The organism is Ramlibacter sp. (genome assembly GCF_035548915.1).
Classification (GTDB): domain Bacteria; phylum Pseudomonadota; class Gammaproteobacteria; order Burkholderiales; family Burkholderiaceae_C; genus Ramlibacter.
In genome coordinates this window covers 1-13671 of record NZ_DASZSE010000020.1, presented here as the reverse complement: position 1 = coordinate 13671, position 13671 = coordinate 1, and the positions used below count along the sequence as shown (strand labels likewise).

Below are 13671 nucleotides of genomic sequence, written 5' to 3'. Positions count from 1 at the left end.
GCGCGTGGTGCTGCGGCACCTGCCGGAGGGCGAAGAGCCGGCGCAGGTGCAGGACTTGACGGAGATTCCGGAGATGATCGGCGAGCGAATGGAGCGGTGGAAGCAGCAATTGCTGCAGCAAGGCATCGAGCAGGGCATCGAGCAGGGCATCGAACGCGGCATCGAGCAAGGCATCGAGCAAGGCATCGAGCAAGGCATCGAGCGCGCCCAGGCCGAGATGCTGTGCCGGCTCCTGAAAGGCCGCTTCGGCGAGCTGTCCGAGGCCGTGCAAGCTCAGATCGCCGGCGCGCATCCGCAGCAACTGAGGCAATGGTTCGACCGGGCGATCGACGCCCCCACGCTGGAGGCGGTGTTCGGATTCCATTGAATCCCCGGCAGCGCTCCTGACCGAGAGACTGCGAGTATTCGGCATGGATTCGCGCCAGGGCACGCACCCGCCCTGCAGCGTCTTGGCGTCTTGTCGCCGTCAGCACCCGCCGCCTTTTCCGCGGGATTTTCTGCGCCTGCGAATCGCGAATCGCGGTCGCCCGATGGCGGGCCCGCGATACCCTGACGCGTTCAGATGCGCTGCGCCATGCCGCGAAACTCCGGCATGAAACTGCCGTGCGAGGGTCCGGCGGCGCTCAGGACTTCGTCCCACAGCTTGCCGCCGTGCCGCGCGGCATCGGAGATTTCCTGCCATAGCTCGCGCGCGGACATCATGGGCTCGAGGCGCACACGCATCGTCACGATCACGTCATCCGACTCCGGGTAGAGACTGAAGATGCAGTCGCCGCCGTAGCCGCCCTTGTAGTTCGCTTCGAGCAGCGCACGCACGACGCTGCTTCCCCCCCGCACCGGAATTCCGCCAAGGAGGATGCGCACCTGCAGCAGGTTCTCGTCGTACCTGGGCTCGTGGGCGAGCAGGGCGTCGTATTCGCCGATCTTCACGCGGCCATGCGACAGCAGGCCTGCGGGATTCGTGAGCCCGCCGAGCTGGGCGAGTTCGCGCAGGAGAGTCTGGTACTGTTCCGAAGTCATGCCGTTGGCTCGTGGGTTGCGGTCTGCTTCAAGAAGGGGCGCCCAGGCTCACTCGCCTGCGCGACGGTGGCCGGCCGGTCATCCGCCGGACGTCGAATCGGAATGAGCCAGTGGAGGTTCTCCCGAATTTCCGCCCTGCGCCGCCTGGGGAGCGGAGAGCTGGCGGTCCGCCGCGACGTCAGATGGGACATCGGCCGACCCAGCTCGTCCGACCTGCGCGGCGCTCGCCGTGCTCGGAGGAAGAATGGAGGGGAATGACGGCATGATGGCCTCGACCGTTAGTGACTAGTGCCATTTCGTAACGCCCCGGCCGAAATGGTTCCAGCCTCCGGCCGCGAGGCGCCCCACGCTTGCGTCGGCAGCTCCTATTTCTTCTCCCTCGGCACCCTCCCCATCAGATAGAACTCCGGATTCGGCATCATGTTCGAAAAGCTCGCCATCCTGTTGGAAAGACCGAAGAACGCCGTGATCGCGGCAATGTCCCAGATGTCCTCGTCGTCGAAGCCGTGCGCGTGCAGTGCGTCGAAATCCGATTCCTCCACTTCGTGCGAGCGCAGGCACACCTTCATCGCGAAATCGAGCATGGCCCGCTGCCGCGGCGCGATGTCGGCCTTGCGGTAGTTCACGGCCACCTGGTCGGCCACGAGCGGCTTCTTCTCGTAGATGCGCAGGAGCGCCCCGTGCGCGACCACGCAATAGAGGCACTGGTTGGCCGCGCTCGTCGCCGTCACGATCATCTCGCGGTCGCCCTTGGTGAGCGAGCCGGTCTCCTTCAGCATGAGCGCGTCGTGGTAGGCGAAGAAGGCTCGCCATTCGTCCGGCCGGCGCGCGAGCGCGAGAAAGACGTTGGGCACGAAGCCGGCCTTGTCCTGGACTTCGAGGATGCGCGCGCGGATGTCTTCAGGGACGTCCGCAAGCGCGGGGGCGGGGTAGCGGTTCGCCATCGAAAAGCTCCTTCAGTCGTCCAGCCCGCTCAAGCCCTTGCGATGCGGCAACGGCTTGGCCCCCGCGATGCGGTAGAGCACCGCTCCCGGCCACGCGAGCTTGCCATTTTGCTTGCCCGCGAAGAGCACGCCGTTGGTCTGCGCCTTCAGCTGCTTGCGCGCCTTCGGCCCGCGCGGGTCCGACGGATCGATCACTTCGGCGATGGGGTCTCCCTTCTTCACCCATGCGCCCTTCGCCTGCAGGAACACGGTGATTCCCGTCGCGGGCGAATACCCGACGTCCATGCCCGCGATGGGCGTCGCCTCGCGCTTCAGGGCCGGAAGCTTCCCGGCGCGGCCCGCGATCATGCCGCGCCGCACGAGGTGGCGATAGAGGTTGTTCGCATCCGACTCGCCGAGCGCGTGGCTCACGTCGTGCTGGCTGCGATATTCGACGGTGGCCGAGGTGCAGGCCTGCGGGATCGCCGCGTCCGGGAAGCGCTGCGCGAGACGCGCCCAGAGCCCCCCGTGCACACCCGAGAAGGTGAGGGCTTCGGGGTAAGGCTCGTTGTAGAGCGTTGCCTCCGCGCCGATGTCGGCCGCGAGGTCGACGGCCGCGCCGGGCACGTCCTTCTTCGAAACGAACAGATGCAGCACGGCGTCCTGGTCGCAATGCAGGTCGAGCACGAGGTCCGCATCCACCGAAAGCTTCATGATCTCGCAGCGCAATGTCTGAAGCTCGGTCTGCGGCTTCATCTCACCGAGCTCGGCCAGGGCGGCCGAGCGGATGAGCGACACGTTCTTCTTCGCATCGCCGCCGAGCTTCGCGCCGACACTGTCCGCGACCGCGTTCGAAAGATCGAGCCAGTTGCGGTTGAAGTTCTCGCGCCCGAGAAAGTCGTAGCGGCCGAGGTGGATGTTGCCCGCGAGCTGCGCGAGGCCGATCGGGTTCACGGTGGGCACGATCACGATCTCGCCTTCGATCAGCCCCTTGCGGTCCGCCTCCTTCAGCATGGGCATCAGGTAGTGCAAAGCCATGGCGCCTGGCAGTTCGTTGGCGTGGATGGCGGCTTGCAGGTAAGCCTTGGGACGCGCGCCGGGTTTGCCGAAGCGGTGCACGACCACGCCGCGCGTGGTGCCGGGCGTCATCGTGGGCAGGTCGATCGTATGGGTCTTGTGGGCCACGGAACTCCTCTTTCTGTCTGTTGGGTGGGTGCTGCCACGCCATTCTTGCACCGCCCGAGTCGGTTTTGTCCGACGCGGGGTCGCGAGCCGCCGCGCTAATGTGCGCCGCATGGACGGTTTTTCCCGGCGCCATTCGCTCGTCTTCGCATGCGGGCTCGTCTTCGGCATCTGCCTCGCCGCCGCGGTGATGTCCGGGCTGAACCCGGGCGCGCAGTCCGCGAACGCGGCGCCGGCGCCCGAACCCGTCGCGACCTCCGCCGCGACCCCCGTCGCGTCCCCCGCCGCGGCGCCCGTGGCTCCGGCCGCGCAGCAGGCGGCGGCCGCGCAAGCCTGCGAATTCGATCCGATTCTCGTGGCCGCGTCGCAGGTCGACGGCAAGTTTCCAGCTCCGATGGACCTGCGCGGCGCGGACGCGCTCGACGTGCCCGCCTATCTCGCGGTCGGTGCCGATGCCGCGGCGCAGAAGCGGCCGCGCGATGCGGAGACGGCATTCATCACCGCTTGCCGCGTGGCCGCGCAGGTGGCGCGCGCCGACCCGGTGCGGCTCGCGGACGCGCAGTATCAGCTCGCGCACCTCTACCTGCAGTCGCTGCCGGGCGACGGCAAGTTGCGCGAGGCGGTCGCAAAGCGCGCGCACAGTCTGTTTTCCGAGAGCGTGACGACGTATGGGATGAAGTTCGGCCTCGACGCCGAAAGAACGCGCCTTGCCGCGGCGGGACTCGCGCTGGCGCAGCAAAGCGATGCGGCACTCGGAGCCGAAGCCGACCCGGTGCTCGCGGTGCCGCGCGTGCTGCTCGCGGAGCGCAACACGCTGCAACTGCCGCCGCAGTGGATGACCACCGCGATGGGCGGCCCGCCGGCGAGGAAGAAGGCGAAGCCGGCGGTGCAGCCGCAAGACGCGCGCGCTCTCGAAGTGGCCGCGCCCGTCGAGGCGCCGCGGCCTCGCGAGGAGAGCCCTCGCGAGGAGAGCCTGAAGTTCGACACGGCGCCGAAGTGGGAGCGTGCCGGGGCCCCGGCGGATGACCCGAACGCGCCGTGACGCAGCAGGCTGCGCTATCCCCCCGCCATCAGCTTGTGCACGAGATCGGCCGTCGTATTCGCGCGGAACTTGCGCATCAGGCGCGCCCGATAGATTTCCACCGTGCGGTGGCTGATCTTCAGCGTCTTGCCGATTTCCTTGGACGTCATGCCGTCCAGCAGCCGCGCGGCCACCTCGCGTTCACGCGCGGTGAGTTCCGCCTTCACCGGACGCCGCGCGCTCAGGTCCTCGAATGACCATATGCCCGCCTCGTGCGGCTCTTCGCGATTGAGCGCGCGGCCGGTCACGTGGCACCAGAACACGTCCCCGCTCGCGCGCTTCATGATCCTGTCGTCGGCGTAGTGGCCTTTGGCATTCAGGATCGGCGCCATGCGCGCGCCGAGGCGTTCGTACTCGTCCGCGCTCGGATAAAGCACGAGAAACGACTGCCCGATCAGGTTCTCGCGCGACCAGCCGAACATCTCGCACAACTGCTGGTTGCAGTCCACAATCCCACGATTGCGCGACAGGCACAGACCCACCGGCGCAAGATCGAACGCCTGCCGGTAGTCGACTTCCAGCGGTGTCGGGGTTGGCATTTACGGAGTACTACGTAGCGCAATAGGTAGTATCGTACGCGCAAGAGGCGGGTGCCTCAGGGTTTGACAGGAGATTCGCGTGAACAAGATTTTCCCCAATGCGCATGCCGCGCTCGACGGCGTGGTGCGAAGCGGCCAGCTCATGGCCGTGGGCGGCTTCGGCCTGTGCGGCATCCCGGAGGCGCTCATCGAGGCGCTGAAGGACACCGGCGTGAAGGACCTCACCGTCATCTCGAACAACGCGGGCGTGGACGGCTTCGGCCTCGGCAAGCTGCTCGAGACGCGGCAGATCCGGAAGATGATCTCCTCCTACGTCGGCGAGAACAAGGAGTTCGAGCGGCAGTATCTCGCCGGCGAACTCGAGCTCGAGTTCACGCCGCAGGGCACGCTCGCGGAGAAGCTGCGCGCCGGCGGCGCGGGCATTCCGGCCTTCTTCACGAAGACGGGTGTGGGCACGATGGTCGCGGAGGGCAAGGAGCTGCGCGAATTCGACGGCGAGACGTACGTGATGGAACGCTCGCTCGTGCCGGACGTGTCGCTCGTGAAGGCCGACGTCGCCGACAAAAGCGGCAACCTGCGCTTTCGCCTCACGGCGCGCAACTTCAATCCGGCGGTGGCGATGGCAGGAAGAGTCTGCATCGTCGAAGTGGAGAAGATCGTGGAAGTGGGCGAACTCGCGCCCGACGACATCCACCTGCCCGGCATCTACGTGCATCGCATCGTGCACAACGCGAACCCCGAAAAGCGCATCGAAAAGCGCACGACCCGCGCCTGAAGGAGAATCGACATGCCCTGGACGCAAGAACAGATGGCCGCGCGCGCGGCGCAGGAACTGAAGGACGGCTACTACGTCAACCTCGGCATCGGCATTCCGACGCTCGTGGCGAACTACACCGGCGACAAGGAAGTGTGGCTGCAGTCGGAAAACGGCATGCTCGGCATCGGGCCGTTTCCGAAGGACGACGAAGTGGATGCGGACCTCATCAACGCGGGCAAGCAGACCGTGACCACGATCAAGGGCTCGTCGATCTTCGGCAGCCACGATTCGTTCGCGATGATCCGCGGCGGCAAGATCAATCTTTCCATCCTGGGCGCGATGCAGGTGAGCGAGCACGGCGACCTCGCCAACTGGATGATTCCCGGCAAGATGGTGAAGGGCATGGGCGGCGCGATGGACCTCGTGGCCGGCGTGCCGCGCGTGATCGTGCTGATGGAGCACGTCGCGAAGAAGAAGGACGGCTCCGAGGACCTGAAGATCCTGCCGAAGTGCACGCTGCCGCTCACGGGCGTGGGTGTGGTGGATCGCATCATCACGGACCTCGGTGTGTTCGACGTGACGGCGCAGGGCCTCTTCGTGGTGGAGCTTGCACCGGAGGTGACGTTCGATCACGTGCAGTCGAAGACCGGAGTGCAGTTGATCCGGTGAAGGCAGCGGGGTGCCCGTGCGAGCGCTTCGGCATCTCTGGCAACTCGCGCGACTGCCGGACGACGCGCTCGCATTCGCCCAGCTGAGCGGCCGAGACCCGGTCTTCGCATCGACCTTTGCGGTAGGCACCGCCGCGCAATCCAGCATCGCCGCTGCCGCGCTCGGCGCGTGCGAACTGGGGCACACACGCGGTGTGCCGCGCCAGGCCGTGCACGTCGACATGCTTCACGCCGCGATCGAATGCACCGGCTGGTTCAGCCTCGATGGGCGCGTGCCCGAGATCTGGGACAAGTTCTCCGGCCTGTACCGCGCCAGCGACGGCTGGGTGCGCGTGCACGCGAACTTCGCGCATCACCGCGAAGGCGCATTGAGGCTCATCGGGCTCGACCCCGCGCGCGCTCAGCGCGCCGATGCCGAGCGGGCGATGCTGCGGTGGAAGGCCCTCGAATTCGAGACGGCCGCGGCGGAAGGCGGACTCGTGGCCACTGCTTTGCGCACCTTCGACGAATGGGACGCGACACCGCACGGCCGGTCAGTGGCAGCCGAGCCGCTTTTCACCATCGATCGCGTGGGCGACGCGCCGCCGATTGCGCTGCCGCCATTGGGCGAGACGCAGCGTCCGCTCGAGGGCATCCGCGTGCTGGACTTCACGCGCATCCTCGCGGGCCCCGTGGGCGGCAAGGCGCTCGCGGCGTACGGTGCGGACGTGATGCTCGTGAATTCGCCGCACCTGCCGAACATCGAGGCCATCGCCGACACGAGCCGGGGCAAGCGCTCCGCGCACGTCGATCTGCGCGAGCCGCAAGGCCGCGCGACGATGGAGGCGCTGCTGGCGGACGCGCATGTCTTCCTGCAAGGGTATCGGCCCGGGGGCCTGCAGGCGCTGGGCTTCGGCGTGGAACACGTCGCCGCGAGGCGGCCGGGCATCGTGTACGTGTCGCTTTCCGCCTATGGCGCGCAAGGCCCCTGGGCCTCGCGCCGCGGCTTCGACTCGCTCGTGCAGACCGCGATGGGCTTCAACCACGCGGAAGGCGAAGCGTTCGGCGAAGGCAAGCCGCGTGCGCTGCCGATGCAGATCCTCGACGAGGCGACGGGCTATCTCATCGCCTTCGGCGCCGCGACCGCGCTCGGGCGGCAGCAGCGCGAAGGCGGATCGTGGCACGTGCAGGTCTCGCTCGCGCAGACGGGTCAGTGGGTGCGCTCGCTCGGCCGCGTGCCCGAAGGTGTCGGCCATGAGCGCCCCGCCTTCGATCCCTGGCTCGAAACCATGGATTCGGGGTTCGGGGCGCTGCGGGCGGTGCGTCACAGCGCGCAGCTCGAGCGCACGCCCGCGGCGTGGTCGCGGCGTTCCGCTCCGCCGGGCACGGACGAGCCGCGATGGTGATGAGCCGGTTCGGCCGCCGCTGACATCGAAAGCCCGAATCCGCCTGCAAGCGGTGCAAGCTGCCTGCGCAGATGATGGGTTGTCCCCACCGCCGGGTCGACCGGCCGGAGTCTGGCCATGCATCTCGCAAAGCTTTTTTCGCCGAAGCGTCTCGTCCTGTTCGCGGCCGCGTTCTGGGCGTGCAACGCCATGGCCTGCTACACGGTCTTCGGGCCGGGCAATCGCGTGCTCTACCACGACGAGCATTCACCGGTCGACATGCGCCTGAAGCTGCACGATGCGCTTCGCGCCGCGCGCTATCCGGCCGGCAGCATGCTGGTCTTCAACGAGGCCGCGGCTTGCACGCCCGTGAGCTTCGCGCAGGTCGGCGCGGCACCGCCGGCTGGAGCGAGCCGCACGGCCGTGATGGGTGCCGGCCCCGCCCCTGGCACGGTCGCCCGGAAGCAGGTCGCGGTGAGGCGCGCGCGGGGCAGTACCGCGCCGCTCATGACCACGCGCAAAGACGCCGAGTCGGCGGGCGTGCCCTATCGCCCACTTGAAGGCAACATCGTGATCGTGCCGGCGCAGGCCGCGGCGCGCGTCGACGTGCCGAACATGACTGTGGTGTCGGCTCCGCCGAGTGTTGCGAGGGAAGCCGAGGCGCTGCGCGGGGACGTGGTCCGGCGTTAGCGGGGCCAGTCGTCGTCCCCGCGAAGGTGGGGACCCGAAGCTTCCCAACGCCCTGGATTCCCGCCTTCGCGGGAATGACGTCCAATACCTCGGCTTCCGCCTTCGCGGGAATGACGTCCAATACCTCGGTTTCCCGCCTTCGCGACGGAAAGAAGCGAGGGACGACGAAGAGAAGCGGGGATAACGGAGCTTCGCGCCGGAGCCCTCTCAGAATCGCCTGCTGAGAAAGGCGCAACCCTTCAGCCCGAAGCGCCATGGCACGTCGGCTGCCTTGCTGATACCGACGCGCGGCCCCGCGACGATCTCCACATCGCCTTCGCGCGCGAGCACGCGAAAAGGCTTGCGATCGAGCCGCATCCCGTTCATGTCGTGAGTGATCCCGAGCGCCTGGCCCACGCGGCCCGGGCCGGCGCAGAGCAGGCGCTCGTCGTGCAGGCCCCGCCTTTCGCGCATCGTGTCGATGCCTCGCAGCGGCTCGATCGCACGGATCAGCACGCCGGCACCGTGCCCTTCCTCGCGGCAGACGAAGTTCAGGCACCAGTGGATGCCGTAGGAGCGGTACACGTACGCGCGCCCCGGCGGGCCGAACATCGAGCGATTGCGCGCCGTGGGCCCCGAATAGCTGTGCGACGCGGGGTCTTCGCGGTCGTAGGCCTCGGTCTCGACGATGCGGCCTCCCACGCCGCCCACGAGCAAGACGGCGCCGATCAGCGATTGCGCGACCTCGTGCGAATCACCTGCGAAATCGGCCGGGTGCATCGGCTTTGTCATGAGGCAAAAGGATTAGCCTACCCACGCCGGGAAAAACACTGTATAAATAGCCAGACAGGGCTTCGAGCCCGCTTCACGCCAGCCTTCGAACCGTTCAGCCCGTTTCCCCGCCATGCTCCGCGCCGTATCGTCCCCGCTTTCCATCGCCCACGTGTGGCGGGGCGAGGAACTCGCGCAGTCTAGCGAAAGGACGCTGCCCTCGGGCCATGCGCAGCTCGACGCCTGCCTGCCCGGCGCGGGCTGGCCGCTCGGCTCGTTGATCGAGATTCTGCAGGCGCAGCCGCAGCAGCATGCGTGGCAGTTGCTCCTGCCCGCGCTCGCGCAGGCCTCGCAAGCCTCGCAGGGCGAAGCGGGGCCCATCGTGCTGGTGGGTCCACCTTTCGAGCCGTTCGGCCCCAGCCTGCAGGCGCAGGGCCTTTCGCCCGCGCGGCTGCTGCGCGTCGATGCGGACAAGTCCGCCGCGCGCCTCTGGGCTGCGGAACAGGCGTTGCGCTGCGCCGAAGTCGCGGCCGTGGTCGCCTGGCTGCCGCGCTCGAACGCGAACGAACTGCGGCGCCTGCACATGGCCGCGCAGCAGCACGGCCGATTGCTCTTCGTGTTTCGCACGCTGCATTCACGCAGCGACGCGAGCCCCGCGCGCCTGCGCCTCATGATCGAGGGTGCGCAGGAACTGCAGGTGCGCATCCTGAAGCGGCGCGGTCCGCCTTTGCTCGAAGCCGTGAGCCTGCCCGCGCAGCCGCCGCGCCTCGCGGCCCTGCTGCGTTCGCGCAAGAGCGCGCTCGCGCGCGACGCCGCCGTTTTCCCTTCGTCGAGGAGCCGATCCGATGTTCTGGATCGCACTGCGGCCCACGCATGAAGAAGAAAGGCAGGCGTGGGGATGGAGGGCACTGCAGTTCACCCCCCGCGTCGCTTTTCTCGACGAAGCGCTCGTGCTCGAGGTCTCGGCCTGCGAGCGCCTGTGGGGCGGGCGCAGGCGCCTCTTGCGCAAGCTCTTCAAGCCGCATGAAGCCCTGTCGTCGATGCCGGTGTGGGCGAGCGGGGCGACGTCGCTCGTCGCGCTCGCGCTGCTGCGCCTGAGGGGGGAGGGCACGCCCGAGCGCATCCCCGAATTCGTGCCCGACGGCCTGCCGGTGCACACGCTCAGCGCCGCGCGCGATCATCTGCCGATCCTCGAGCGCATCGGCTGCAACACCTGGGGCGGGTTGCGCGCGCTGCCGAGCGCGGGTGTGTCGCGCCGCTTCGGCGCGGCGCTGCTGCGTGCGCTCGATCACGCTTATGGCGCGCAGCCGGAAAGCCATGCGTGGATCGCGCTGCCCGAGCACTTCGACGTGAAGCTCGAATTGCCCGCGCTCGCCTGCAGCGCGCCGGAGCTGATGTGGACGGGGCAGCGGCTTTTGTCGCAACTGCAGTTGTGGCTGCAGGCGCGCAATCGCGGCGTGCTCGCGCTGGAGCTCGAATGGACGCTCGATCTGAAGCGTCTGGACGGCAAGCCGCTGCCGCCTTGCGAGCAGCTCGAAGTGCGCACCGCGCAGCCGACGCAGGACATGGCGCATCTGCGCCGGCTCGTGAGCGAGCATCTTTCGCGGCGTGCGATCGCGGCGCCGGCGAATCACTTGCGGCTGCGCTCGCTGGAGACCGTGCCGTGGGGCGGCGTGACCACGAGCCTGCTGCCCGAGGACAACCGCAAGGGCGAGAAGCTGCACCAGCTGGTGGAGCGGTTGAGCGTGCGGCTGGGGGAGGGGAATGTGCGCGTGCCCGTGGCGCATGAGGATCATCGGCCGGAGCGGATGCAGGAGTGGGTGGCGGCGAGGGGGGTGAGGGGCACGCGCGGCACCACCTCCCCCAGCACCCCCATCTACCCCACCTGGCTCCTGCCTCACCCCATCCCGCTCGAAGTCAAAGCCGAAGTCCCCCACTACCACGGCCCGCTTCGAAGGCTCACGCGCCTCTATCGCCTGGAAACCGGCTGGTGGGAGGAAAACGGCCCCGCCTTGCGCGACTACTTCATCGCCTCCAGCGACGAAGCGGGCCTCGTCTGGATTTTTCGCGAACGCCCCGCCAGCACGGGCCGCTCGCGCTGGTACCTGCAAGGCCTCTATGCCTGAACAACCCTTCAAGCCGCGTTCCTCGGTCGACGAGGAACGCTCGCTTCCGCCCGTGCTCGGCACCGGCTCCGAAACACCCGACGTGCTGCCCCGCTACGCGGAACTGCACTGCCTTTCCAACTTCAGCTTCCAGCGCGGCGCATCGCATCCGCAGGAACTCGTGCGGCGCGCCTACAACCTCGGCTACGACGCGCTCGCGATCACCGACGAATGTTCGGTGGCGGGCGTGGTGCGGGCGTGGTCGGGCTTCAACGAATACCGCGAATTCATCGCGAAGCTGGAAGAGGAATCTCCCGCAGAGCGCCGCCTGCGCGAATTCAGACTGCTCTTCGGCAGCGAGTTCGACCTCGGCGAGGGCCGGCTCGTTGCCATCGCGCGCGACCTCGAAGGCTGGGGCGGCCTGTGCGAATTCATCACCGCCGCGCGCACGACTCGCGCGCCCAAGGGCGAATACAGCGTCGGCTGGGAATTCAGCTGCTTTGCGCTCCTGCGGGGCTGCGAAATCCTCTATGCGCCCGAGCGCGCGGGCTTCGATCCCGATGCGCTGCAGCGGCGCCTGGTGCAGCTGAAGGAGTGGTACGGCGCGAGCCTGTGGCTTGCGGTCGAATTGCCGTATCTCGCCGACGACGACCTGTGGCTCTCGCAAATGCGCGAGGCCGCGCGCGCGAGCGGCGTGCGGCTCGTGGCCGCGGGCAACGTGCACATGCACGTGCGATCGCGCAAGCCCCTGCAGGACGTGATCACGGCGGTGCGGGTGGGCAAACCCGTGCACGAATGCGGGATGGAGCTGCAGGCGAATGCCGAGAGGCATCTGCGCCGCCGCTCGCGGCTGGCCGAGACGTTTCCTTCGGACCTGCTCGCGGCCACGCTCGAAGTCATGCGCCGCTGCAGCGCCTTCGAGCTCGAAAGCATCCGCTACAACTACCCGCTCGAAACCGTGCCCGCGGGCATGACGCCCACCGAAGGCCTGCGCATGCTCACGTACGAGGGCGCGGCGCAACGCTATCCGCAAGGCATTCCGGAAAAGGTTCAGCGCCTGCTGGAAAAGGAACTCGTGCTGATCGCCGAGTGCGGATACGAGATGTTCTTCCTCACCGTGCACGACATCGTGCGGTTCGCGCGCGGCAAGGGCATCCTGTGCCAGGGGCGCGGCTCGGCCGCGAACTCCGTGGTGTGCTTCTGCCTGGGCATCACGGCGATGGACCCGATGCTCTCGCAGCCGCTTCTGGAGCGCTTCATCAGCAAGGACCGCCGCAACGAACCGCCCGACATCGACGTCGACTTCGAGCACGAGCGGCGCGAGGACGTGATCCAGTACATCTACGCCAAGTACGGGCGCGACCGCGCGGCCATCGCGGCGGTGGTGATCACCTATCGCACGAGAAGCGCGGTGCGCGACGTGGGCAAGGCGCTCGGCTTGCCCGAAGCGCTGATCGATGCGTTCGCGAAGGATCACTACTGGTTCGAGGACAGGCTCGCGCCGGAGCGCCTGCGGAAGATGGCAGAGCACACAGGCGTGTCGATCACGGAACACCAGGCGGTGCAGTGGCTGGAACTTTCGGCGCAGCTCATGGGGTTTCCGCGGCACCTGAGCCAGCACGTGGGCGGCTTCGTGCTCACCCAGTCGAAGCTCACGCGGCTCGTGCCCGTGGAAAACGCGAGCATGAAGGATCGGTCCGTGATCCAGTGGGACAAGGACGATCTGGAGGACATGGGCCTCATGAAGGTGGACGTGCTCGCGCTCGGCATGCTCACCGCGATCCGGCGTTGCCTGGAACTGGTCACGATCCGCAGGGGAACGCCCTTCACGATCTACGACATTCCCGACGACGACCCGCAAACGTACGAGATGATCCGCCGCGCCGACACGGTGGGCGTGTTCCAGATCGAAAGCCGCGCGCAGATGTCGATGCTGCCGCGGCTGAAGCCCACGGTGTTCTACGACCTCGTGGTCGAAGTCGCGATCGTGCGGCCGGGGCCGATCACGGGCGGCATGGTGCATCCGTACCTGAAGGCGCGCGACAGGCAGCGCCAGGGCCTCGCCATCGAATACGCCAAGCCCGAGCTGCAGGGGCCGCTCGGGCGCACGCTCGGCGTGCCGATCTTCCAGGAGCAGGTGATGCAGATCGCGATGGTCGCGGCGGGCTTCACCGCGTCGGAGGCCGATCAGCTGCGCCGCGCGATGGCCGCGTGGAAGCGCAAGGGCGGCGTCGACAAGTTCCGCGATCGTGTGATCGGCGGGATGCTGAAGAACGGCTACGAGCTCGCTTTCGCGGAGGCGATCTTCAAGCAGATCGAGGGCTTCGGCGACTACGGATTTCCGGAGAGCCATGCGTACAGCTTCGCGCTGCTCGCGTACAAGAGCAGCTGGCTGAAGTGCCACGAGCCGGAGGCCTTTCTCGCGGCGATGCTCAATTCGCAGCCGATGGGTTTTTATTCGCCCTCGCAGCTCGTGCAGGATGCGAAGCGGCATGGCGTGGAGGTACTGCCGCCGGACGTGTCGTTCAGCGATTGGGACAGCAAATTGGAACCGGACAAATTGGGGTCAGATTCCAATTTCGCTTCGAAATT

At 67.7% G+C, this 13671-nt stretch carries 13 protein-coding genes and 1 pseudogene; 9 read left to right on the top strand and 5 right to left on the bottom strand.

The window, feature by feature from the left end:
- Positions 1 to 367 (top strand): annotated as a pseudogene (locus VHA82_RS06220) (hypothetical protein); the annotation flags it as partial.
- 191 nt (positions 368 to 558) lie between these two features.
- On the opposite strand, the gene VHA82_RS06215 reads toward VHA82_RS06220, so the two are convergent.
- From VHA82_RS06215 to VHA82_RS06205, 3 genes are all read right to left on the bottom strand, one after another.
- Positions 559 to 1020, bottom strand: coding sequence for a CesT family type III secretion system chaperone (locus tag VHA82_RS06215; RefSeq protein ID WP_325541319.1), 462 nt, complete (start codon positions 1018 to 1020; stop codon positions 559 to 561).
- Positions 1021 to 1385: 365 nt separating this feature from the next.
- Positions 1386 to 1964 carry a peroxidase-related enzyme gene (locus VHA82_RS06210; protein ID WP_325541317.1) on the bottom strand — a complete coding sequence of 193 codons (579 nt, stop codon included), beginning with the start codon at positions 1962 to 1964 and terminating at the stop codon, positions 1386 to 1388.
- Positions 1965 to 1976: 12 nt separating this feature from the next.
- Positions 1977 to 3128, bottom strand: a complete 1152-nt coding sequence (locus tag VHA82_RS06205) for a succinylglutamate desuccinylase/aspartoacylase family protein (RefSeq protein ID WP_325541315.1) — start codon at positions 3126 to 3128, stop codon at positions 1977 to 1979.
- A gap of 109 nt (positions 3129 to 3237) precedes the next feature.
- Between VHA82_RS06205 and VHA82_RS06200 the strand changes: the two genes are divergently transcribed.
- Complete coding sequence (locus VHA82_RS06200) at positions 3238 to 4167, top strand: hypothetical protein (protein ID WP_325541313.1); 930 nt, start codon at positions 3238 to 3240, stop codon at positions 4165 to 4167.
- A gap of 14 nt (positions 4168 to 4181) precedes the next feature.
- Here the strand turns inward: VHA82_RS06200 and VHA82_RS06195 are convergent, their stop codons facing one another.
- Positions 4182 to 4727, bottom strand: a complete 546-nt coding sequence (locus VHA82_RS06195) for a PAS and helix-turn-helix domain-containing protein (RefSeq protein WP_325541321.1) — start codon at positions 4725 to 4727, stop codon at positions 4182 to 4184.
- 97 nt (positions 4728 to 4824) lie between these two features.
- On the opposite strand from VHA82_RS06195, the gene VHA82_RS06190 reads away from it, so the two are divergent.
- The 4 genes from VHA82_RS06190 (at position 4825) to VHA82_RS06175 (ending at position 8224) form a co-directional block, all read left to right on the top strand.
- Positions 4825 to 5520, top strand: a complete 696-nt coding sequence (locus VHA82_RS06190) for a CoA transferase subunit A (RefSeq protein WP_325541311.1) — start codon at positions 4825 to 4827, stop codon at positions 5518 to 5520.
- 12 nt (positions 5521 to 5532) lie between these two features.
- Positions 5533 to 6171, top strand: coding sequence for a 3-oxoacid CoA-transferase subunit B (locus VHA82_RS06185; protein ID WP_325541309.1), 639 nt, complete (start codon positions 5533 to 5535; stop codon positions 6169 to 6171).
- Between the two features lie 16 nt (positions 6172 to 6187).
- Positions 6188 to 7555, top strand: coding sequence for a CoA transferase (locus tag VHA82_RS06180; protein ID WP_325541307.1), 1368 nt, complete (start codon positions 6188 to 6190; stop codon positions 7553 to 7555).
- 117 nt (positions 7556 to 7672) lie between these two features.
- Positions 7673 to 8224 (top strand): hypothetical protein, encoded by a 552-nt coding sequence (locus tag VHA82_RS06175; RefSeq protein ID WP_325541305.1) that lies wholly within the window; start codon positions 7673 to 7675, stop codon positions 8222 to 8224.
- A 207-nt stretch (positions 8225 to 8431) separates the two neighbouring features.
- Here the strand turns inward: VHA82_RS06175 and VHA82_RS06170 are convergent, their stop codons facing one another.
- On the bottom strand, positions 8432 to 8995 hold the full coding sequence (locus VHA82_RS06170) for a DNA-3-methyladenine glycosylase (RefSeq protein ID WP_325541303.1): 564 nt from the start codon (positions 8993 to 8995) through the stop codon (positions 8432 to 8434).
- Between the two features lie 112 nt (positions 8996 to 9107).
- Here VHA82_RS06170 and imuA point away from each other — a divergent pair, with 112 nt between their 5' ends.
- From imuA to VHA82_RS06155, 3 genes are all read left to right on the top strand, one after another.
- Positions 9108 to 9851, top strand: a complete 744-nt coding sequence (gene imuA / locus VHA82_RS06165) for a translesion DNA synthesis-associated protein ImuA (RefSeq protein WP_325541301.1) — start codon at positions 9108 to 9110, stop codon at positions 9849 to 9851.
- Positions 9820 to 11100: a DNA polymerase Y family protein gene (locus VHA82_RS06160; protein ID WP_325541299.1), complete on the top strand. Its 1281-nt coding sequence runs from the start codon at positions 9820 to 9822 to the stop codon at positions 11098 to 11100. Before imuA ends, VHA82_RS06160 begins: the two co-directional genes overlap by 32 nt.
- On the top strand, positions 11093 to 13671 hold a 2579-nt coding region (locus VHA82_RS06155), incomplete at its 3' end, for an error-prone DNA polymerase (protein WP_325541297.1). The genes VHA82_RS06160 and VHA82_RS06155, both read left to right, overlap by 8 nt.